This is a genomic window from Sphingomonas sp. SL1004 (assembly GCF_057815015.1).
Genome location: NZ_JBYMUX010000001.1, coordinates 2,487,970 through 2,510,660, shown reverse-complemented (window position 1 = coordinate 2,510,660; position 22,691 = coordinate 2,487,970). Strand labels below are relative to the sequence as shown.

Annotated in this window: 12 protein-coding genes; 8 read left to right on the top strand and 4 right to left on the bottom strand. The window is 66.7% G+C overall.

The window, feature by feature from the left end:
• Position 1: 1 nt before the first annotated feature.
• The 4 genes from nagA to AC3D24_RS11285 form a co-directional block, all read right to left on the bottom strand.
• Positions 2-1,153 carry an N-acetylglucosamine-6-phosphate deacetylase gene (gene nagA / locus AC3D24_RS11300; protein ID WP_489030683.1) on the bottom strand — a complete coding sequence of 384 codons (1,152 nt, stop codon included), beginning with the start codon at positions 1,151-1,153 and terminating at the stop codon, positions 2-4.
• On the bottom strand, positions 1,150-2,157 hold the full coding sequence (locus AC3D24_RS11295) for an SIS domain-containing protein (protein ID WP_489033132.1): 1,008 nt from the start codon (positions 2,155-2,157) through the stop codon (positions 1,150-1,152). The genes nagA and AC3D24_RS11295 overlap by 4 nt, the downstream gene beginning before the upstream one ends.
• Before the next feature lie 133 nt (positions 2,158-2,290).
• Positions 2,291-3,028, bottom strand: a complete 738-nt coding sequence (locus AC3D24_RS11290; RefSeq protein WP_489030681.1) for a GntR family transcriptional regulator — start codon at positions 3,026-3,028, stop codon at positions 2,291-2,293.
• An 80-nt stretch (positions 3,029-3,108) separates the two neighbouring features.
• Complete coding sequence (locus AC3D24_RS11285; RefSeq protein WP_489030679.1) at positions 3,109-3,873, bottom strand: copper homeostasis protein CutC; 765 nt, start codon at positions 3,871-3,873, stop codon at positions 3,109-3,111.
• Between the two features lie 381 nt (positions 3,874-4,254).
• Here AC3D24_RS11285 and AC3D24_RS11280 point away from each other — a divergent pair, with 381 nt between their 5' ends.
• Genes AC3D24_RS11280 through AC3D24_RS11245 form a run of 8 tightly spaced genes read left to right on the top strand, consistent with a single transcriptional unit; the run spans position 4,255 to position 22,478 of the window.
• Complete coding sequence (locus AC3D24_RS11280) at positions 4,255-7,071, top strand: TonB-dependent receptor (protein WP_489030677.1); 2,817 nt, start codon at positions 4,255-4,257, stop codon at positions 7,069-7,071.
• Positions 7,072-7,127: 56 nt separating this feature from the next.
• Entirely contained in the window at positions 7,128-9,326 is a 2,199-nt protein-coding gene (locus AC3D24_RS11275) for a glycoside hydrolase family 2 protein (RefSeq protein WP_489030675.1), read from the top strand.
• On the top strand, positions 9,323-11,611 hold the full coding sequence (locus AC3D24_RS11270; RefSeq protein WP_489030673.1) for a beta-N-acetylhexosaminidase: 2,289 nt from the start codon (positions 9,323-9,325) through the stop codon (positions 11,609-11,611). Before AC3D24_RS11275 ends, AC3D24_RS11270 begins: the two co-directional genes overlap by 4 nt.
• Complete coding sequence (locus AC3D24_RS11265) at positions 11,611-14,220, top strand: beta-mannosidase (protein WP_489030671.1); 2,610 nt, start codon at positions 11,611-11,613, stop codon at positions 14,218-14,220. Before AC3D24_RS11270 ends, AC3D24_RS11265 begins: the two co-directional genes overlap by 1 nt.
• On the top strand, positions 14,220-16,766 hold the full coding sequence (locus tag AC3D24_RS11260) for a glycoside hydrolase family 3 protein (protein WP_489030669.1): 2,547 nt from the start codon (positions 14,220-14,222) through the stop codon (positions 16,764-16,766). The genes AC3D24_RS11265 and AC3D24_RS11260 overlap by 1 nt, the downstream gene beginning before the upstream one ends.
• A complete protein-coding gene (locus AC3D24_RS11255; protein ID WP_489030668.1) occupies positions 16,763-18,196 on the top strand; it encodes a glycoside hydrolase family 125 protein in 1,434 nt (477 codons plus the stop codon). Before AC3D24_RS11260 ends, AC3D24_RS11255 begins: the two co-directional genes overlap by 4 nt.
• Entirely contained in the window at positions 18,193-20,505 is a 2,313-nt protein-coding gene (locus AC3D24_RS11250) for a GH92 family glycosyl hydrolase (protein ID WP_489030667.1), read from the top strand. The genes AC3D24_RS11255 and AC3D24_RS11250 overlap by 4 nt, the downstream gene beginning before the upstream one ends.
• The gene (locus tag AC3D24_RS11245) at positions 20,502-22,478 is read left to right on the top strand and encodes an alpha-L-fucosidase (RefSeq protein ID WP_489030665.1); all 1,977 of its coding nucleotides are present in this window, start codon (positions 20,502-20,504) and stop codon (positions 22,476-22,478) included. The genes AC3D24_RS11250 and AC3D24_RS11245 overlap by 4 nt, the downstream gene beginning before the upstream one ends.
• Positions 22,479-22,691: the final 213 nt, after the last annotated feature.

Genomic DNA, 22,691 nt, shown 5'->3' with positions numbered 1-22,691 from the left:
TTTACGTCCTGCCTGCGACCAGTTGGCCGCCGATCCATGTACCCGCGGGCATCAGGTCGGCGGTGAGTGCGACCCAGTCGGCGCGCAAGCCGGGGGCGAGTGCGCCGCGCTCATGGCTTAGGCCAAGGAACGCGGCGGGGTTGGTCGCCGCCATCCGCGCTGCGGTGGCGACATCGGCATGCGTCCGCGCGACGAGATTGCGAACCGCGCCGGCCATGTCGAGATCGGAGCCGGCCAGCGTCCCGTCCTCGCCGAAGCATTTGCCGTCCTCGACATGGATTAGGCGGCCCTGGAGGCGGAAATCCTTGTCGACTGCGCCGACCGACGGCATCGCGTCGCTGACCAGCATCAGCCGGTCGTTGGGCCGCGCGTTCAAGGCAAGGCGGAGCGCGGCGTCATGGACATGCAGCCCGTCCGCGATCAGCCCGCAATAGACGCTTCGATCGTCGAGCGCTGCACCGACCACGCCCGGCGCGCGGTGCAGCAACGGCGACATCGCGTTGAACAGATGCGTGATGCCGGTGAGGCCGGCGCCCGCCGCTTCGACGATCGTGTCGTAATCGGCATCGGTATGGCCCGCGCTGACGATCACGCCGCCCGCGACCAGTCGCGCGATCGAGGCGGGATCGGTCAGTTCGGGTGCGAGCGTCACCATCACGCGGCCCTTGCGCGGACGGATCAGCCGCTCGATCATCGCGTCGTCGAGCAGGCGGAACTTGGCGGGATCGTGGATGCCTTTGCGCGAAGGGTTGATCCATGGCCCCTCGATATGTGCGCCGACCACGCCGGGAACACCCGCCAGGATCGCAGCGTCCATCGCATCGAGCGTCGCCTCGATCACGTCGGGCGTGTCGCTGATCAGCGTCGGCATGAACGCGGTCGTGCCGTAGGGCCTGTGCGCGGCGCCGATCGCGGCGATGCCGTCGACGGTCGGCTGGTCATTGAGCAGCACACCGCCGCCGCCGTTCACCTGCGTGTCGATGAAGCCGGGGACGAGCCAGCCGTTCCGGAGGTCGATCGCGTCCGACGGCGTGCCGTCGAGTGGCACGATCGAGACGATCCGGTCGCCATCGACCGTGATCGTCGCGCCGTTCAGCAGCGCATCGGGGGTGACGATCGTGCCGTTCACGAACTGCATCTGGAGACTGCTCATACCGTCTTCGTCACCTTGCTCAGGTGAAGTGGCGCGTCGGGGTCGAGGCCGCGGCGGAGCGACAGGGAATTGGCCATGCGGTAAAAGCTCTGGATCATGAGGATCGGTTCGATCGCGGGGTGCGCGGTGAACGCGGCCGGATCGCCTTCGCCGTTCGCCTTCGCATCGGCGAGGCAGACGACTGCGCCGCGGGCGCGGAACTCGGCCGCCGCCTCGCGCACGCCGTCGCCGGCGGTGTCGGAGGTGGCGAACGCGATTACCGGGAAGCCATCGTTGACGATCGCCATCGGCCCGTGGCGGACTTCGGCGGCGCTGAACGCCTCGGCATGGAGCGCGCAGGTTTCCTTGAGCTTCAACGCCGCTTCCTGCGCGATGCCGTAGCCATAGCCGCGGCCGATCACGAAGAGGTTGTTGGCGTCGGCCAGCGCATCGACGACCGACGTCCAGTTCGCGCCGAACGCGAGCGTCAGCATATCCGGCAGCGTGTCGATCGCCTTGGTCAGCGCGTCGTTCTGCGACCATGCCGCGGTCAGCGCCGCGAACGCCGCGAGTGCGCAGATATAGGATTTGGTCGCGGCGACCGAGCGCTCAGGGCCTGCCTTCAGCGCGATCATCGTGTCTGCCATCTCGGCGAGCGGCGACGTCTCGTCGTTGACGAAGGCGACGACGTGCGCGCCGGCCTTTTGATAGGCGGAGACGGTGGCGAGCAGATCGGGGCTGCGACCGCTTTGCGAGACGGCGATCACCAGCGCGGTGCCGGGCGCCATCGGTGCGGCATAGACCGACGAGACCGACGGGGCGGCGGATGCGACCGGCACGCCGAGCAGCGTCTCGATCAGGTATTTGCCGTAGGTCGCCGCGTGATCGGACGAGCCGCGCGCGCAGGTGACGACCACTGCTGGCGGCGCGGCGCGGAGGCGTTCGCCGAGCGCCGTCAGTGCATCGCGGTTGGCGGCGAGCAACCGGGCAACAGCGTCGGCGGCTTCGGCGGCTTCGCTGTACATCAGCGTCGTCGGCGACGCATTGGCGGTCAGCGTCGTCGGCGACGCAGTGGCGGTCAACGTCGTCGGCGACGCAGTGGTCGCGGTGATAGTCTCGGTCACGGTAAGCCCCCCGGCCGGCGCCCGTGCGCCGGCGTCAGATGTCGTTGAGTTCGGCGACGAGATCGTACGCGTCGCCACGGTAATAGGATTGGGTGAATTCGGCGGCCCGACCGTCGCGCAGGAAACCGCGGCGTTCGATGAACAGGCCGGCATGGCCTGCATCGACGCCGAGCATCTTGGCGTGTTCGGGACTGAAATGGACCGCGCGCAGGCGTTGCAGCGCGCGGACCGGGCGATTGCCGGCGGCTTCGAGGGCTTCGTACAACGAGTCCTGGACCGCATCGATCGTCGGCAGGCAGTAGCCCGCGATGGTCGAATATTCGAGCGCCATCGCGACGTCGTCTGCGTAGCGAATGCGCTGGAACCGGTACACGGCAGAACCAGGCGACAGGCCAAGCGACAAGGATTCTTCCGGTGTCACCATGCCGATCGTACGGCTGACCCACGCGCTGCTCGGCGTCCGGCCGCGCGACTGCATGTCCTCCGAAAAGGACGACAGCTTCGAGAAGCTCTTCTCGACGCGGGTCGCGACGAACGTGCCTGCCCCGCGACGACGCGTCAGCAACCCCTCCTCGACCAGCCCGCCGATCGCTTTCCGCACGGTGATGCGCGACACGTCATATTCGATCGCGAGATCGCGTTCGGCCGGCAGCGCGTCGTCCTTGGCCAGCACGTTGCGGTTGATCGCATCGCGGATCAGCTGCTGGAGCTGGACGTACAACGGCGCGGGATTGCCATCCCGAAACCTGCCAATGCTCGCTGAAAAGGACATGAAGGCGACTTTCGATGGTGCCGCCGTTCTCCGTAGAGAGGCAGGCAGCAGATGAGGGATACGTTATGTATTGGTATTGTTCAAGCGACTTGGTGACTGATGTCATTCAGGACCGCTTTGAGCGCTCGGACCCGACCGGCGTCGGTGTGGCGGCGGCCGGGCAGGGTAAACCCAAAACGGCGTTCGCGGGCCTCGTCCTGGGATGGGGCAAGGTCTGTCGGTACGCCGCAGGATGCGTGCAGTTCCCGTAGTCCCACCTTCAGAAAGCGTGGCGCATTTCCCGCATCGATACCGCTGCCCGCAAGGATGCCGATGCGACCGTCGGCGCGCGTGTGCAGCGCTTCGAGCGCTGCAAGGCCGTCAATGGCCTTGGGCTCGCCGCCCGACGTCAGGATGCGATCGAAGCCCAATGCAATTGCGGTCTCGAGCGCGTCGACCAGATCTGGGGACAGGTCGAACGCGCGATGCAGCGTAAGGGACAGCGGCTTTCCGCGGTTTGTGCCGAGCGTTCTGGCCTGCATCACCAACCGCGCAAGCAAGCCTTCATCTAGTGTGTAGTCGGCTCTGGAGGCGCCAATGACGACGCCGGCAAGCCCGGATGCCGCGGCGGCGCTCATGTCCTCGGCGATCATCGCCGCCTCGCGCGCGGTATAGTGAAAGCCACCCTCCCGCGGGCGGATCAGCATGTGGACCGGTATCGGTACCGTTCGCGCCGCCGTGATCAGCGAGGGGGTGGGGGTCAATCCACCCAGCGCCAGCGCCGAGCAGAGTTCTAACCGATCGGCCCCTCCTGCGACAGCCGCATCGATCCCGCCGATGTCGTCTACGCAGATCTCCAGGGTCATCGGGTAGCCTTTGATTGGTCGTAATTATATTACGTTTGGCCGATCGACTCGTGTCCTTCAACGATAAAATCGTGGCGGGTGAGCAAGAAAAGGGATCGTCGGTTTATTCCGTCGGGAAGCGGTGGGTATTGTCGGTGCACGGCCGAGTGGACTCTAAGCCTCTGAAAACAGACTTTTGCGGAAGGCCTGTCCGCCCGTCCTTCGCGGTCATGAAAATGTAATTTCCCGATAGATTCCCCAAACAAATTGGTTATACGTTACCGATACCAAGTCGCCGAGATAGTAACCAAAACAGTACCAGGCGGCGGGGGATCGAAGCGACACGAAGGCATTTCGGGTCGAGGGTGGCGCTGCGGCGTCGATGGGAAGGGGCTTTGACACATGGTTTTTCGTAAGCAGGTTTTGCTCGCGTCGAGCGCAGCCGTATTCGGTCTGGCAGCGCCGTTCCTCCTCCCGTCAGCCGTCGCGCAGGTTGCGCCGACGCCCTCCGCTGCCCCTGCCGTCGCCGACGCCCGGGCTGCACCCGCTGCCGAGGATGACGGCAAGGACATCGTCGTTACCGGTATCCGCGGCAGTCTGCGCAGCGCGATCGCGGTGAAGCGCGAAGCCAACGCGGTCGTCGACGTCATCAGCGCCGAGGCGATCGGCAAGTTCCCCGACCGCAACGTCGCCGAATCGCTGTCGCATATCCCCGGCGTCAGCATCGACCGGCGCTTCGGCGAGGGCGAGAAGGTTGCCATCCTCGGCACCGACCCCGCACTCAACCGCATGCTGCTCGATGGCCATGCGCTGGCTTCGGCCGACTGGGGCGGCAACGACAACGACCCGTCGAGCCGCACCTTCAACTATTCGCTGCTGGCGCCCGAACTGGTCGACCGCCTCGAAGTCTACAAGTCGCCCGAACCACGCATCGAGGAGGGCAGCCTGGGCGGTACCGTCATCGTCCGCACCCGCCGTCCGCTGGAGCTGAAGGCCAATTCGATCTTCGCCTCGGGCGGCTATTCGTACAACGACCGCGCCGACAAGGGCAACGTCCGTGGTTCGGGCTTGTACAGCTGGAAGAACAAGGACGAGACGTTCGGCGTGCTGATCGCCGGCACCTACGACAAGCAGAGCCTGACCCGCTCGGGCGTCGAGTTCTTCGGGTACGACAATGCGGCGGCGAACGCCGATGGCACCTATAACAGCCCCTTCGTCAATCGCGCCGCCGATGGTACGCTGAGCCTCAAGAGCCCCGGCGCGACGATCACCGGGGGATCGATCGCGGATCTCTACAAGGCGGCGTCGCCGTTCGGTATCAACTACGCGTATTTCCAGCAGACCCGCGAGCGCAAGAGCGTGTCGGGCACGGTGCAGTATCGCCCGGCCAGCAACCTGACGCTGACGCTCAACGGCATCCACATCGACGGCAACTACAACAATTACAGCCAGTCGATGTACACCATTCCCGGCGCGTGGACCGGCGACGTGCTGCAGTCGGCTACGATCGACAACGGTGTCGTCACCGCCGCCTCGTTTGGTGCTGCGAACAGCCAGAGCGCGCAGCTCGACACGCTGGTGCGCAAGACCAAGCTGAAGACCGACAACCTCAATTTCTTCACCGACTGGGAAGGCGACGACGGCGCCAAGGTGTCGTTCGCCGGCGGCTGGAGCAAGGCGACCGGCGGGCGCAATCCGGAATATCTGTTCAACGTCCAGACCAAGCTGCCGTTCAGCTACGCGTTCACGGGCAATACGGCCGATGTGAACTTCGTCGGCGATCCGACCAACGCGGCGAATTACTTCACCAACCCGAACAACAACCCGGCCCAGATCGAGGGCAGCCCGGTCCTCGTCAACGGTGCGCAGCTGAACGCGGCGCAGATTGGCGGGCAGGATTTCAGCGTCACCACCGATCGCGACATCTTCGGCGGCTATGATGCGACGATCCCGGTCTCGTTCGGTCCGTTCACGCAGCTGTTGCTGGGCGCGCGCGTGACCGATCACGTCAACAAGATCGACGGCCGCGGCGTCAACACGTACCTGACCACCTCGCTGCTCGGGTCGCAGCTCGGCGTGCCGACCTCGTCGACGCCGGGCAACGCCTTCAGCGGCAGCGGCGGGACGGGCAACGCGACCCAGTATCTGAACCTGTCCGAACAGGCGGTGATCGACATCCTGTCGAACGCGATCAACACGCAGCTGATCACCAAGATCGGCGCATCGACCAAGGTCAAGGAAACCGTCGCGGCGAGCTATGCCCAGCTCAACTTCGACCAGAGCGGGTTCCGCGGCAATATCGGTGGACGGCTGGTCTACACCAAGGACGTGTCGGATTACGCGCTGACGCTGTCGACCGCGGCCAACCCCAATCCGGCGCCGACCCCGACGACGACGACCACCGATTACCTGAAGTTCCTGCCGAGCTTCAACATCGCCTACGAAGCCAGCCCGACGCTGATCTTCCGCGGGGCGATCGCCAAAGTGATCTCGCGGCCGCGGTATCAGGATCTGGCGGCGTCGATTTCGCAGAACGACACGACGCGCGATGCCGGCGGCGGCAACCCGAACCTCAAGCCGTACGAGTCGACCAACTACGAACTGACCGCGGAATTCTATCCGCGTCCGGGCAGCCTGCTCGCGGTCGAGGCGTTCCGCCGCGACATCAGCAACTACATCATCACCACGCGCACCGAGGGCGTGACGCTGTTCAACTCGCTGACCGGGCAGCTGGAGAACAATTACAGCGTGTCGCAGCCGATCAACGGCGGCAAGGCGAAGGTGAACGGTATCCTCGTTTCGGGTCAGAGCGAGCTGTGGCACGGGTTCGGGCTGCAGGCGAACTACACCTATCAGGACAGCACGACCTCCTCGACCGACGCATCGGGCGCGTCGCTCAACCTGCCGTATCTGTCGAAGCATACCGTCAACATCATCCCGTATTTCGAGAGCGGACCATTCCAGGCGCGCCTCAGCTACAATTACCGGACGTCGTATTTCCGCACGATCGGCCGACTTGGCTCCAGCGAGATGGTGGCGCCGTACACGCAGCTCGATTTCTCGGCCGGGTTCAACCTGACCAAGCAGGTGACGCTGTCGGTGAACGCGCAGAACCTGCTCGACGAGACGTACCTGCAGTACAACCAGACGCGCGATCGCCCGACTGCGTTCTACAAGAATGGTCGCACGTTCGTCGCTTCGGTCTCGTTCCGGATGTAATACCGGGCGCGCCGGCTAAGGCGCGCCCCCTTTTTGACGAAAGCACGACGCCACGCATGATACCGGGATGGATCAGGACAGGGTTGCAGCAGATCGGGCATAGGGGTGTCGGATTCGCTTCGGCCGTCCTGATGCCGATGCTGATGCTCGTGCCGATGTTGGTGCCAATGCCCGCCGCAGCGGAGCGTATCGATCTCGATGCCGGCTGGACGTTCTGGCTGGCGAAGGACGCGCCGAGCGATCCGTCCTGGTTGAAGGCCGATCCCGCGGGCGCGGAAAGCGTCGTCGTCCCGCATAGCTGGCCGCTGTCTCGCGGTGCGGGTTCGGAAGGCGTCGGCTGGTACGCGCGAACTTTGGTGGTGCCCGAGGCGATCGTCGGCAAGCATCTAGAGCTGCATTTCGACGCGGTGTTCTACGCCGCGCGCGTCTGGGTGAACGGCACGCTCGTCGGCACGCACGAAGGCGGGCACACCGCGTTCGATCTCGATGTTTCGCGTGCGTTGAAGCCGGGCGCGAACCGGATCGTCGTCGCCGCCGACGACCGGCCGGGGTTCGCGACGATTCCGGGCTATGCGATGCGCTTGGCCGGGTCCGGTAACGTCTGGTACGATTGGTGGCATAGCGGCGGGATCACGCGCGACGTGTCGCTGCGGATAGCCGAGGGTGGGCTGATCCGACGCCAACGTATCCGCCAGGTTTTGCGCGCCGACAGTGCCACGATCTCCGCGGGCGTCGCGATCGAGAATGTCGATGCGACGGCGCATACCTACGCCCTCACGACGATCGCGATCGATCCCGATGGTCGGGAGGTCGCGCGGGCTTCGCAGGGCGTGACGGTTGCCGCATCGTCGTCCGCGACATCCGACGCTGCGCTGACGATCGCCAAGCCGCAGCTGTGGCAGATCGGTGCGGGGAAACTCTATCGTATCGACGCAGAACTCCGCGACGAGCGCGGCGTGCTGCTTGACCGGCGCGAGGACACCGTCGGCCTCCGCACGCTCGCGATCCGCGACCGGCGGCTGTACGTCAACGACATGCCCGTGCGCCTGACCGGCGTGGCACGGCATCAGGATTCGCCGTGGGAAGGCGCCGCCGAGACGCGCGGCACGATCCTGCACGACATGCGCGATCTCGCCGCGCTGCACGTCACCCTCACGCGCCCAGTGCATTATCCGCAGCCGCAGAGCGTGTTCGACGCAGCCGATCGCGCCGGCGTGCTGCTGGTGCCCGAAATCCCGATCTGGCAGATGACCGCGGCGCAGCTGGGCGACCCCCGGCTGCTGGTCCGCGCCAAGGCGATGATAGCCGAGATGATCGCCGAGAGCGGCAATCACCCGAGCGTGCTCGCCTGGAGCATCATGAACGAGAGCGAGGCCGCGACGCCGCAGGGTTTTGCCTTCGTCAAGGCGATGACGGCGCATATCAACGCGATCGATCCGGGCCGGTTCGTGACCTTCGCGGATTCCGAAATCGCTGTGCAGCCGGTCCGCGTCCCCGCGCTGGTCGCGGCCGATTTCGTCATGGCCAACGCCTATTTCGGCAGCTGGAGCGGGCGTGCGAGCGGTGTCGGCCCGTGGCTCGACGCGTTCGACAAGGCGTATCCGGACCGGATGCTGGTGATCTCCGAATTCGGCTGGCCGGGGCCGTTCTCGCACGACGCGGCCAGCGCCGATATCGCACGCACCGATAACCTCAAGGACCAGCTCGCGGCGTTCGCGACGCGGCCCTGGGTCGGTGGCGCGATCTTCTGGAGCTATTCGGATTACCGCTCGAACAAGAACCTCTTCGCCGGGTTGGCGGACGGTTATGTCGACCACGGCCTGGTCGACGCCGACCGCCAGCGCCGCCCGAGCTATTTCGCATGGGAAGCCGCCAATCGCGCCGTCTCCGCGACCGTCGATCTCAAGATGGCGGGCGAGATACCGACTGGCTTCACCGCCATTGTCGCCGGTGCGGCAAAGGATGCGTTGCCGTCCTATCCGTTGGTCGGCGCGCGCCTCCACTGGCGCGCGATCGGCGGCGACCGCGTGCTGCTCGGCGAGGGCGAGGAGCCGCTGCCGGTCATCGCGCCGGGTGCGACCACCAAGGTTTCCGCATCGTGGCCCGGTCGACTTTCGCCCGTCACGGTCACCGTCGATATCCTGACCGCGGAGGGGGGGCGCGCTGGCGGCGTCGTCCGCGACTATGAACCGTTCAAGGCCGGCTCCGCCGCCTATCCGCCAGACCCTGCGCAACTGCCGAAGGACCCATCATGATCCGTTTCCGCCCCCTCGCGCTCGCGCTGCTGATGACCTCCACCGCTGCGGTGGCGGAGGGTCCCAAACTGATCCCGATGCCCGCGTCGATCGAGGCGAAGACGGGCACGCTGACGATTGCCGATGGCGCCGGGATCGTCGCGGGCGATGCGGGGGCGAAGACTGCGGCACGGTTGCTCGTGCAGCAGGTGAAGGTCGATCGCGGCCTGACGCTCGCCGGTGATGCGGGTGCAGGCCCGATCCGGTTCGTGCGCGATGCAAGCGTCGCCGGCGACGAAGCGTATACTCTGACGGTCGACACGAAGGGCGTGACGATCGCGGCGAGCGGCGACGCGGGCCTCGTCCACGGCGCGATGACGCTGGCGCAGCTGCTCAGCCCCGACGCGGCGATCGGCAAGCCCGTCACGCTGGCGGCGATGACGATCCGCGACGCACCGCGCTTCAAGTGGCGCGGGCTGATGATCGATCCGGCGCGGCATTTCGTGCCTATGCCGACGCTGTACGCGATGGTCGATCAGCTCGCCGCGCAGAAGATGAACGTGCTGCATCTCCATTTGACCGACGATCAGGGCTGGCGGGTCGAGATCAAGCGCTATCCCGACCTGACGCGGATCGGCGCATGGCGGACGCCGCCTTCGACGGGTGGCGCGCCCGGCCCAAAGGTCGGTGGCTTCTACACGCAGGCCGAATTGAAGGCGCTGGTCGCCTACGCGCAGGAGCGCGCGATCACGATCATGCCCGAAATCGACCTTCCCGGCCATGCGCAGGCGGCGGTCGCATCGTATCCGGTGGAGGTCGGCGTGCTCGGCGATCGTCCGCCCGTCGGCCACGATTGGGGCGTGAACCCGTGGCTGTTCAGCCCGGAGGATCGCAGCATGACCTTCATCAAGCACGTGCTCGACGAGCTGATGGAGGTGTTCCCGTCGCAGTTCATCCATCTCGGCGGCGACGAGGCGGTCAAGGACCAGTGGGAGCGTTCGCCCGCGGTGCAGGCCAAGATGAAGGCGCTCGGGCTGAGGACCGAGATGGAAATGCAAAGCTGGATGATCGACCAGCTCGGCGAGTATCTGGCCAAGCACGGCCGCCGCCTGATCGGCTGGGACGAGATACTCGAAGGTGGCCTGCCGCCGTCTGCATCCGTCATGTCGTGGCGTGGCGAAAAGGGGGCCGTCGATGCGGCCAATCAGGGCCATGACGTGGTGCTGAGCCCCGCGCCGATCCTGTATCTCGACAGCTTGCAGAGCACGCGCAGCGACGAGCCGCCGGGCCGCATTTCGAACGGCGATGCGATCGTGACGCTCGCCAGGCTCTACGCGTACGAACCGGAGCCCGCGGGCTTCGCGCCCGACAAGGCGAAGCATGTGCTGGGCGCGCAGATCAATGCGTTCAGCGAATATCTGGTGACGCCGGAACAGCTCCAGCATGCGACCTTCCCGCGGCTTTCGGCACTGGCAGAGCGGACGTGGTCGCCGAAAACCACGCAGGACTATGCAAGCTTCGTCGCGCGACTGGAGCCACAGATGGGCCGGTACGCACGCGCCGGCATTGCGGCCGCGGACAGTGCGTTCGCAGTCGACTTCACGGTGCAGGGCACGCGCGGCGATGCGCTTCGCAGCGGCAGGGTGCCGGTCACGCTGGCGACGCAGACGGGCTATGGCACGATCCGCTACACGCTCGACGGCAAGGTGCCGACCGCACGGTCGAAGGTCTATGCTGCGCCGCTGTCGCTCAAGCCAGGTGTCACCATCCGCGCCGCCGCCTTCACCACCGACGGTCGCCCGACCGCGACGCCGCGTCTGTTCGAGACCAGCCGTGCGTCGCTGCTGCACCGGTCGAGTTCGGAGCTGGTCGCGTGCCCCAATGGTGCGATCGGCCTGCGCGTGCCGCTGACGTCGGAGGCGACCGCGAACACGCCGGTGTTCAACGTCAACATCTTCGACACGTGCACGATGTATCCGGCCGCCCCCCTCGACGTTGCCCGCAGCTTCACGATCGACGTCGCGCGCCTGCCGCGGCACTATGGGCTCGCGCATGACGAAAAGGCGCTGCGCCGGCATTATGCGGTGACGGCGTTCGGCGAACTGGTGATGCGGACCGGCGGTTGCACCGGCACGATCGCCGCGACCTTCCCGCTGCCCGATCCGGCGAACAGCCCGACCCGCATGACTTTCCGCGGCACATTGCCGGCGACGAAGGGCGACGCGGACGTCTGCCTGCAGTTCACCGAGTCGATGGAATCACCGTTCTACGCGGTCGAAGCAATGCAGTTGGCGGAGAAGAACTGATGCGCTGGCCGGTCCTGCTGCTGCTCGCCAGCGTCGCCACCCCCGCCTGGGCCGCACCCCGCACGAGCGTCGTGCTCGACAGCGGCTGGTCGATGCGGATCGACCCTGCCGATACGGCCGCCACGAAGGCGCACCCGAAAGCGGCACGCTGGCTCCACGCGACCGTGCCGGGTAGCGCTCAGACCGATCTGATGGCCGCGAAGATCGTCCCCGATCCGTATATCGGCCTGAACGAAGCGAAGATCCAATGGGTCGGGCTGACCGACTGGCAGTACCGCACCGTGCTGCGCGCGACGCCGGAGCTGCTGGGTCGCGATCATGTCGACCTCGTGTTCGACGGGCTCGATACCTTTGCCGAGGTACGGCTGAACGGTACGAAACTGCTCGCCGCGGACAACGCGCATCGGCGCTGGCGCGTGCCGGTGAAGGCGGTGTTGAAAGCGGGTGCGAACGACCTGCTGATCACCTTCCGCTCGCCGATCCGGACCTTGCAGCCGATGGTGCTGAAGACCGCCAACTCGCTGCCCGGCGAATATGATTCGATCTATGGCGACGAGCCCGAGGGCAAGCAGACCTCGCCCTATATCCGCAAGCCGAAGTATCAATATGGCTGGGACTGGGGCCCGCGGATCGTCACGCAGGGGATCTGGCGCGCGGCGCGGATCGAAGCCTGGGACGACGCCCGGATCGAGGCGTTTCGCGTGACGCAGGAAGGGCTGACCAAGTCCGAAGCGCGGTTGTCGGCCGAACTCGACGTCGTCGCCGGCGAAGAGCGTCCCGTCACCGTGCAGGTCGCCGTCACCGGTCCCGACGGCCGCGTATCGCAGGCATCGCGGACCGTCACCGTCGCGGCAGGTGCAAGCCATGTCACGGTGCCCGTGAGCATCGCCAACCCGCAACGCTGGTTCCCCGCGGGCTACGGCGCGCAACCGCTCTACACCGTGAAGGCGACCCTGAACGACGGGACCGCGACGATCGACACCGCCCAGCGCCGCACCGGCCTGCGCACCGTCGAACTGCGCCGCGACAAGGATGCGAACGGGCGCGGCTTCGCGTTCGTGGTCAACGGCATCCCGGTGTTCGCCAAGGGCGCGAACCTGATCCCGTTCGACATGTTCCCCGCGCGCGTGCCCGAGAGCCAGATCCGCACCGTGCTCGCCGGCGCGCGCGATGCCAACATGAACATGATCCGCGTGTGGGGCGGCGGCTATTATCTCGACGACGCGTTCTACGACATCGCCGACCAGATGGGGCTGATGGTGTGGCAGGACTTCATGTTCGGCGGCGCGGTGACGCCCCCCGATCGCGACTTCCGCGAGACCGTGCGGATCGAGGCGGAGGAACAGGTCGACCGGCTCCAGGCGCATCCCTCGATCGTGCTGTGGTCGGGCAACAACGAAGTGCTCAGCGGCTGGGCCACGTGGGGCGACCGGATCAAGTTCAAGAAGACCGTCGGCGCGGACGAGCAGGAGCGGATCGGCGTCGGCATGGCGGTGATCTTCGACCGCGTACTGCGCGATGCCGCCGAGCGCCGCGATCCCGACGCAGTGTACTGGCCGGGCTCGCCGAGCAGCAATTACGAGGACAAGCCCGACATCGATGGCGATGGCGACCGGCATTACTGGGACGTGTGGGGCGGCAAGAAGCCGGTCGAGGCATATCTCGACAGCTGCCCGCGGTTCATGTCCGAATACGGCCTGCAGTCGATGCCCCAGATGAAGACGATCCGGACGTTTGCGACCGACGCGGATTTATCGCCGACCTCCCCGGTGATGAAGGCGCACCAGAAGTTCCTCAAGGGCGAGGGCAACGACCGGCTGCTGTTCTACATCCGCGAAAAATACCGCGAGCCGCGTGACTTCGCCGAGTTTGTGTATCTGAGCCAGGTGATGCAGGCGGAGGGGATAGAGCTCGCCGCGCTGCATCACCGCGCGTGCCGGCCGGTGACGATGGGGTCGCTGTTCTGGCAGATAAACGACGTCTGGCCGGGCGCGTCCTGGTCGAGCATCGATTATTATGGTCGCTGGAAGGCGCTGCAATTCCGGGCGCGGCATTTCTATGCGCCGCTGGCGATCGCGGCCGAGCACAAGGACGGCGCGACCAAGGTGAGCCTGATCTCCGACGCGACGACGCCGACCGATGCGCGCTGGCGGGTGCGGACGCTCGACGTCGACGGCAAGGTCGTCGCGACGCGCGAGGAGCCTGCGACGTTGGCGCCCTTGTCCGCGACGGCGGTGGCGACGCTGCCCGATGCGACGCTCTTCGCGGGTGGCGATCCCGCGCGGACGATCGCGGTGGCGGAGTTGCTGGTGGACGGCCGCGTGACGTCGCGCGTGCTGGTGTCGGCGGCGCCCAAGACGATGACGCTGCCCGATCCGGGGCTGACCGCGACATGGGAGGGCGATCGCCTGACGCTGACCGCGACCAGGCTGGCGCGCGCGGTGTGGATCGACTTCGGCAAGGTCGAGGCGACGCCGTCCGACAATGCGTTCGATCTGTTGCCGGGTGAGAGCATCACTGTGTCGGTCGCGTCAAAGGCATCCGCGGCGACGCTGCGACGCGAGATGACGGTCCGTACGCTGGCGGGTGTCTCGGCGGTGAAGTCGTGATGCGGTTCGCGCTGGTCCCGGTCTCGCTACTGCTCGCCACGTCCGCGCTTGCGCAGACAGATCCCGCGGTGCGGAGCATGACGCTCGACGAGAAGGCGGCGCAGTTGCAGAGCGTTGCGCCCGCGATTCCGCGGCTGAACCTGCCCGCGTATGACTATTGGAATGAAGGCCTGCACGGGCTTGCGCGCAACGGTGTCGCCACCGTGTTTCCGCAAGCGATCGGCTTGGCCGCGACATGGGACGAAGCGCTGCTCAGGCGCGTCGGCGACGTCGTGTCGACCGAGGCACGCGCCAAGTCCAATGCGCTGCCGGCGGGCGACCGCGCGCGCTATCAGGGGCTGACGATCTGGTCGCCCAACATCAATATCTTCCGCGATCCGCGCTGGGGGCGGGGGCAGGAAACGTACGGCGAGGATCCGTATCTGACGGGACGGCTTGGCGTCGCGTTCATCGGCGGGTTGCAGGGCCCGGACCTGACGCACCCGAAGGTCATCGCCACGCCGAAGCATCTCGCCGCGCATAGCGGGCCCGAGGCGGGGCGCGACGGGTTCGACGTCGATATCAGCCCGCACGACCGCGAGGCGACGTACCTGCCCGCGTTCCGGCTCGCGCTGACCGAGGGCCATGCGCTGTCGACCATGTGCGCGTATAACTCGATCCACGGCGTCCCGGTGTGTGCGTCCGAGCCGCTGCTCAACCAGACGGTGCGCGAGCAATGGGGCTTCAAGGGGCTGATCGTGTCCGACTGCGATGCGGTCGGCAACATCGCGAACTATCACCATTACCGGCCCGACTCCGCGAGCGGGTCTGCCGCGGCGATCTCGGCGGGCATGGATTTCAATTGCGGGCGCACCTACGCGGCGCTTGGCGATGCGGTGCGGCGAGGGCTGGTGCCCGAGGCGACGCTCGACACGAGCCTGACGCGGACCTTCGCGGTGCGGCGTATGCTCGGCGGCGCGTTCGGGACGACAAGCCCGTGGGACAAGATCAAGCCGACCGAGTTCGACACGCCCGCACACCGCGCGCTGGCGCTCGAGGCGGCGCGTAAAGCCATGGTGCTGGTCCAGAACAATGGCGTTCTGCCGCTGAAACCCTCGGCGAAGATCGCGGTGATCGGGCCGAATGCTGACAGCGTCGACGTACTGGAGGCGAACTACCACGGCACGGCTGCGGCACCGATCACGCCATTGGCGGCGCTGCGGAAGTCGTTTGCTGGCGTCCGCTACGCGCAAGGATCGAGCATTGCCGAGGGCGTGCCGGTGCCGGTGCCCGACACCGCGTTGTCGCTGCGGGCTGAGTATTTTCGCGGGAGTGATTTCGCCGGCCCGCCGGTAGCGCGCGCCGACCGCCTGATCGACTTCGACTGGGACCGTACCGCACCTGCGCCGGGAATCGATCCGGCTGCATTCTCGGTACGCTGGACGGGGACGATTACCGCGCCGGCTGCGGGCGAGTATGTGTTCCGGCTCGACGTTCCGCGCTGTTTCGACTGCAAGGGACATGATCCTGCGCGGTTGTGGATCGACGGCAAGCCTGTCGCCGACGACGATGGCAGCGGCGCACATGTCGAGGCGCCGGTGACGCTGACCGCCGGCCCGCACGCGATCCGCGTCGAGCTTGCGCATAGCGGTGAAGACCAGGGACTGCGTCTGACCTGGACCGCACCCGCCGCCGCGCAGCTGGCGGAAGCCGTCGCAGCCACGAACGACGCCGATGCGATCGTCGCATTCGTCGGGTTGTCGCCCGCGGTCGAGGGCGAAGCGTTGCAGATCGAGGTGGCAGGGTTCTCGGGCGGCGACCGTACCGATATCGGGCTCCCCGCGGCGCAGGTGCGGTTGCTCGAAGCGGCAAAGGCGACAGGCAAGCCGCTGGTCGTCGTGCTTATGACCGGCAGCGCAGTCGCGATGACATGGGCGAAGGCGCATGCCGATGCGATCCTGGTCGGCTGGTATCCGGGTCAGGCTGGCGGGCAGGCGATCGCCGATACGCTGACGGGGACGAGCAATCCGGGCGGGCGACTGCCGGTGACGTTCTATGCCAAGACACGCGATCTGCCCGCGTTCATCGATTACAACATGCGCGAACGCACCTATCGCTACTTCACCGGCACGCCGCTCTGGGGCTTCGGACACGGGCTGAGCTATACGCAGTTCGCCTATGCTGCGCCCAGAATGCTGCGCAGCACGATTGCGGCGGGCGAGAACTTCACGGTCGAGGTGCCGGTGCGCAATACCGGCAAGGTCACGGGCGACGAAGTGGTGCAGGCATATCTCGTACCGCCAGAACCGGCGGTGAAGCCGCGTTTCAACGATCCCGTGCTGCAACGGCAGCTCGTCGGGTTCAAGCGCCAGACCGCGAAGCCGGGCCAGACGACACGCGTATCCTTCACGATCGATCCCCGCGGGATGAGCAGCGTCGATGCGGCGGGCAATCGCCGCGTCGTGCCGGGCGAATACCGGCTGCATATAGGTGGCGGCCAGCCGGGAGACGGGCCGGGTGTCGATACCGTCTTCGCCGTGACGGGAACGCAGGATTTGCCGAAATGATCGATCGTCGCATGCTCATTGCGGGCGCTGCGGCGCTCGGTGTCGCGGGGCCGCTGCGGGCCGCCACACCGTCGTTCGTCAGCAAGCGCCCGAAGCCTGGCGATCGCCGCTACACCAGCCGCGCGGTGGAGGCGGAGATCGCGCGCGTGTCTGCCAAGATCGCCGATCCCGAACTCGCCTGGATGTTTGGGAATTGCTACCCGAACACGCTCGACACGACGGTGTTCATGGGTGCGGTCGACGGCAAGCCCGATGCGTTCGTCATCACCGGCGACATCGACTGCATGTGGCTGCGCGACAGCTCGGCGCAGGTCCATCCGTACCTGCCGCTGGCGAAGCGCGATCCGGCGTTGCGCACCCTGTTCCGCGGGTTGATCGCGCGGCAGGCGCGGTGCATCCTGATCGATCCGTACGCCAACGCGTTCATGCACGACCCCTCGGCGAAGACCAATCTGAGCTGGTCGCTGGGCGACGATACGGTGATGAAGCCGGGCGTCGGCGAGCGGAAGTGGGAGGTAGATTCACTCTGCTACCCGATGTGGATCGCGCACGCCTATTGGCAGGCGACCGGCGATACCGTCCCGTTCGACGCGCTGTGGGCGGACGGTGCGCGCGCGTCGATCCGGACGTTCCGCGAGCAGCAGCGTAAGGACGGGCCGGGGCCGTATCGCTTCCGCCGGTCGTCGCCGATCGTCGGCGAGAGCATGGCGCTCGACGGCTATGGGCCGCCGTCGCGACCGGTCGGGCTGATCCATTGCGGCTTCCGGCCGTCGGACGATGCGTGCGTGCTCCCGTTCCTGATCCCGTCGAACATCTTTGCGGTGCGTGCGCTGCGCCAGTTGGCGGAACTCGCGACGCGCGCTCGGCCCGACGCGGCGCTGGCGGCGGATGCATCTGCGCTGGCGGACGAGGTCGAGGCGGCGTTGCGGTTGCATGGTATGACCAAGGGGCCGGACGGCCAGCCGGTCTGGGCGTATGAGGTCGATGGCTATGGCAACGCGATCTTCATGGACGACGCCAATGTGCCGAGCCTGTCGGGGCTCGCGTATCTCGGTGCGGTGAACGCCGACGATCCGCTCTGGCGGCGCACCGCGGCGCGCGCGTGGAGCAAGGACAACGCGTATTTCTTCACCGGCAAGGCGGCGGAGGGAATCGGCAGTCCGCATACGGGCTTGCGCGAGATCTGGCCGATGTCGATCGTGATGCACGCGCTGAACGCGCTCGAGACCGGTGACGACGCGACCGTCGCGCGGTCGCTGGCTGCGCTCAAATCAACGCATGGCGGCACCGGGTTCATGCATGAATCCTTCAACCAGGACGACGGGGCGAAGTTCACGCGGTCGTGGTTCGCCTGGGCCAATGGGCTGTTCGGCGAATTGATCGTCGACATCGCCGCCAAACGCCCCGCACTTCTCGGAGTCTGCGCATGAACCTGACCCGTCGTTCGCTCCTCGCCGGCACCGGCGCGCTGGCGCTCACCGCGCGCGCAACCTTCGCCGCGACGCCACGCGAGGCGACTGCGCCCGACCTGTTCGTCGGTACCGGCGGCCACGGCCACACCTATCCGGGGGCGACGCTGCCCTTCGGCATGGTGCAGCTCAGCCCCGATACAGATGTCGAGCGCTGGGACGCGTGTTCGGGCTATCACCGCACCGATACGTCGATCATGGGGTTCAGCCACACGCATCTGTCGGGCACCGGGATCGGCGACATGCTCGACGTGCTGGTGGTGCCGACGCGTGGGCCGGTGCAGCTGACGCCCGGTACGCTCGCCGATCCGGATTCGGGCTATCGCCAGCGGTTTTCGGCCGAGCATGCCGAGCCGGGCTATTACCGCGTGACGCTGGAATCGGGCGTACGCGCGGAGCTGACCGTGACCGAACGGACCGGGATCCAGCGGCATGTCTTTCCGGCGGGCGCGGGGCATATCCTCGTGAACCTGTCGCACCTGGTGCTCGACAAGACCGACAAGGGCGTGCTGATCGACGACGCGTCGCTGAACATCGATGAGACGGGCATTCTGACCGGGAGCCGGCGCGTGTTCCGTTGGGCGAAGGGGCGGCGGATCCACTTCGCGATGCAGCTGTCGCGCAAGCCAGACCGGATCGTGTTCTACGGCGATGGCGACACCGAGCATCCGGCGGGCGCGAAGGGCGTCGCGGGCAAGCGCGTCAAGGCGGTGCTGCACTATGACGACGCGGGCGCCGCACCGATCGTGATCCGCACCGGGATCTCCGCGGTCGACGTCGCCGGCGCCCGCAAGAACCTAGCGGCCGAGGCGCGGCATTGGGATTTCGATCGCTATCTTGCCGATGCCTCCAGGCGCTGGGCTCCGGCGCTCGAGGCCGTCCGCGTCGAGGGCGGCACGCCTGCGCAGCGCACGATCATGACGAGCGCGCTGTACCATGCGCAGCTTGCGCCGACGCTTTTCTCCGATGTGGACGGCCGGTATGTCGGGCTCGATCGGCACGTGCATACGGTGACGGGCAAGGACCGTGCGTATAGCTCCTATTCGATGTGGGATACGTATCGCGCGCTGCATCCGCTGCTTACGCTGATCGAGCCGGAGCGTACCGCAGAGCTGGTCGGCGACCTGATCCGCCAGACGCAGCAAAGCCCGTATGGCCCGCCGGTCTGGCCTTTGCAGGGTGTCGAGACAGGGTGCATGATCGGCTGGCATTCGGTGTCGGTGATGGCCGAGGCGCGCGCGAAGGGAGTGCCCGCGAACTACGCCGCGGCGTGGCCGAATGTGAAACGCCGCTCGTTCGATTTCGCGATGCCGAATCTCGACAACAGCCTCGGGATCAAGCCGTACGACACGATGGGCTACATCCCCGCGGACACGGTGTTCGAGTCGGTCTCGCGCACGCTCGAATATGCGTATGACGATTACGCGTCTGCGCATCTGGCGGACGCGGCGGGGGCGGGCGCGGATGCCGCGCGGTTGCGCAAGCGGAGTGGGAATTGGCGCAACGTGTTCGACGCGTCGATCGGGTTCGCGCGGCCCAAGCTCGCGAACGGGACATGGACCACGCCATACGATCCCATCGCGCTCGGCCATTCGTCGAAATGGCGCGATTACACCGAAAGCAATGGCTGGCAGGCGACGTTCCTAAACCAGCACGACGTCTATGGCCTGATCGCGGCGATGGGCGGCGATGCGCAGTTCGAGGCCAAGCTCGACGGCCTGTTCAACGCGTCGTCGATCCTGCCGAAGGATGCGCCGCCCGATATCAGCGGGCTGGTCGGGCAATATGCGCATGGCAACGAACCCAGCCATCACGTCGCGTACATGTACGCGTATTGCGGCGCGGCGTGGAAGACGCAGGCGATGGTCCGGCGGCTGCTGACCGAGATGTACAAGGACGATCCCGACGGCATCATCGGCAACGACGATTGCGGGCAGATGAGCGCGTGGTTCGTGCTGAGCGCGCTCGGGCTGTACCCGGTCGATCCGGTTAGCGCGAATTACGTGCTGGGATCGCCGTTGTTCGACCGGGCCGAGATGCGCGTCGGCGCAGGCCGGACTCTCGTCGTCGAGGCGCGCGGCAATGCGACGGATCGGCCGTATGTGCAGTCGGTGACGTGGAACGGCCGGCCCTGGACCAAGAGCTGGATCGCGCATGCCGATATCGTGCGCGGTGGCCGGCTCGTGTTCGAGATGGGCGACAAGCCCAACCGTGATTTTGGCCGCGCGCTAGCCGACCGGCCGCCAGCAACCACCGGAGTTTCGCTATGACCTTGGATCTGAACCGCCGCGCGTTGATCGCAGGTACGCTTGCCACTGCAGCTGCCGGCCGTGCGAACGCTGCTCCGGTCGGTGCACCAGCCCCGTGGGGTGCGACGCCCAGCGTCCGCCAGCTCGCATGGCACAAGCGCGAGCGGTACGGCTTCGTTCACTTCACGCTGAACACCTGGACCGACAAGGAATGGGGATACGGCGACGAGGACCCCAAACTCTTCGACCCGACCGCGTTCGACCCCGACCAGATCGTCGCGGCGGCGAAAAGCGCGGGGCTGACCGGGCTCGTCCTGACCGCCAAGCATCATGACGGCTTCTGCCTTTGGCCGACCAAACTCACCGAGCATTGCGTCCGCAACAGCCCGTACAAGGGCGGCAAAGGCGACATCGTCCGCGAACTGGGCGACGCGTGCCGGCGAGGCGGGATTGCCTACGGGCTGTACCTGTCGCCATGGGATCGCAACCGTGCCGACTATGGCACGCCTGCGTACATCGCGTATTTCCGCGCGCAGCTGACCGATCTCTGCACCAATTACGGCGAGCTGTTCGAAGTGTGGTTCGACGGCGCGAACGGCGGCGATGGCTATTATGGCGGCGCGCGCGAGGCGCGGAAGATCGATGCGCCGAAATATTATAACTGGCCCTCGATCATCGCGCTGGTCCACAAATTGCAGCCGATGGCGTGCACCTTCGACCCGCTCGGTGCGGATATCCGCTGGGTGGGGAACGAGGACGGGCACGCGGGCGATCCGTGCTGGCCGACGATGCCGAACCATCCGTACGTCCAGAGCGAGGGTAATTCGGGCGTGCGCGGTGCGCCACTGTGGTGGCCGGCGGAAACCAATACGTCGATCCGTCCGGGCTGGTTCTATCATGCCGACGAGGACCTTCAGGTGAAGTCGCCGCAGCGCCTGATGCAGTTCCACGACGAGTCGGTCGGGCGCGGCACCAACATGATGCTCAACCTGCCGCCCGATCGCCGCGGGCTGATCGCTGAGCCCGATCTCGCGTCGCTGAAGTCGTTCGGGGATGCGTTGCGCGGCAGCTTCAAGACCGATCTCGCCAAGGGCGCGGTGGCGAATGGACCGTCGCGCGGGGCCCGGTTTGCGCCGGCCAACGTGCTCGACGGCAATCCCGAGACGTATTGGAGCACGCCGGATGCGGTGAAGACGCCGTCACTGGTGCTCGACCTTCCGCCGGGGCGCCGCTTCGACCTGATCCGCATCCGCGAGGCGCTGGCGCTCGGCGTGCGCGTGACGAAGTTCGCGATCGATGTGGCGGATGTCAAGGGCGCGTGGCGCGAGGTTGCGATGCACGAGTGCATCGGCGCGCAGCGGATCATCCGCCTGCCCGAGCCGGTGACCGCGCGGCGCGTGCGGTTGCGGATCGTCGAGGCGCCGGCGTGCCCGGCGATCACCGAGCTGTCGCTGTTCCTGAGCGTTCCGCCGGTCGCGGTCGTCGCATCGCAGGCGACGGGTAACAAGATCATCTCGAAGACCGGGTGGACGATCGCGGGCACGACGCAAGGCGGTCCGGCGTCGCTCGATCCAGGCAAGGCGATGTCGCTGGTGAATGCGGTGAAGGCGCCGCTGGCCGGAGCCGAGGCGGTGCTCGACGATGACCTCGCCACCGTCTGGAAGACGCCCGCGCCGACCCCGACGAGCGTGGTGATGCTGATGATCGACATGGGCAAGGCGGATCAGGTCGCCGGGTTCAGCCTGACGCCGACCCGTCAGGCTTTGCCCGACGCGGGCCCGCCGGGCCGCTACCGCGTCGAGACGAGCGAGGACGGCAAGACCTGGACGCCGGCGGGCGAGGGCGAGTTCGGCAACATCGCCTATGCGCGTGCCACGCAGCGGATCACCTTCGCGAAGGCGCGGAACGCGCGGTATCTGATGCTGGGCTTCACGACAGTCGCGACGGCGCAGCCGAAGATGGCGATCGCCGCGATCGGTGCGTTCCGGCCGTAAGTTTCCGATCGATCCTCTCCCGCAAGCGGGAGGTGTCGCCGAAGGTGACGGAGGGGGAGGATACGGAACGGCTGTTTCCCTTTCCTCCCCCTCCGTCTGGCAAGTGCCAGCCACCTCGCCCTGGCGGGGGAGGATCGAGAGGGGGCTGGGCTAGCCGGCTCCGATCGGGCATGGCGTCCCTCGGCAGCACGGGTGGGCGAACGGATGGAGGAC

Bases quoted from the DNA above. Each gene is read 5' to 3' on its own strand.
- AC3D24_RS11265 (WP_489030671.1), top strand. From the start codon at position 11,611: ATGCGCTGGCCGGTCCTGCTGCTGCTCGCCAGCGTCGCCACCCCCGCC.
- AC3D24_RS11270 (WP_489030673.1), top strand. From the start codon at position 9,323: ATGATCCGTTTCCGCCCCCTCGCGCTCGCGCTGCTGATGACCTCCACC.
- AC3D24_RS11260 (WP_489030669.1), top strand. From the start codon at position 14,220: ATGCGGTTCGCGCTGGTCCCGGTCTCGCTACTGCTCGCCACGTCCGCG.
- AC3D24_RS11245 (WP_489030665.1), top strand. From the start codon at position 20,502: ATGACCTTGGATCTGAACCGCCGCGCGTTGATCGCAGGTACGCTTGCC.
- AC3D24_RS11255 (WP_489030668.1), top strand. From the start codon at position 16,763: ATGATCGATCGTCGCATGCTCATTGCGGGCGCTGCGGCGCTCGGTGTC.
- nagA (WP_489030683.1), bottom strand. From the start codon at position 1,153: ATGAGCAGTCTCCAGATGCAGTTCGTGAACGGCACGATCGTCACCCCC.
- AC3D24_RS11280 (WP_489030677.1), top strand. From the start codon at position 4,255: ATGGTTTTTCGTAAGCAGGTTTTGCTCGCGTCGAGCGCAGCCGTATTC.
- AC3D24_RS11295 (WP_489033132.1), bottom strand. From the start codon at position 2,157: ATGTACAGCGAAGCCGCCGAAGCCGCCGACGCTGTTGCCCGGTTGCTC.
- AC3D24_RS11275 (WP_489030675.1), top strand. From the start codon at position 7,128: ATGATACCGGGATGGATCAGGACAGGGTTGCAGCAGATCGGGCATAGG.
- AC3D24_RS11290 (WP_489030681.1), bottom strand. From the start codon at position 3,028: ATGTCCTTTTCAGCGAGCATTGGCAGGTTTCGGGATGGCAATCCCGCG.
- AC3D24_RS11285 (WP_489030679.1), bottom strand. From the start codon at position 3,873: ATGACCCTGGAGATCTGCGTAGACGACATCGGCGGGATCGATGCGGCT.
- AC3D24_RS11250 (WP_489030667.1), top strand. From the start codon at position 18,193: ATGAACCTGACCCGTCGTTCGCTCCTCGCCGGCACCGGCGCGCTGGCG.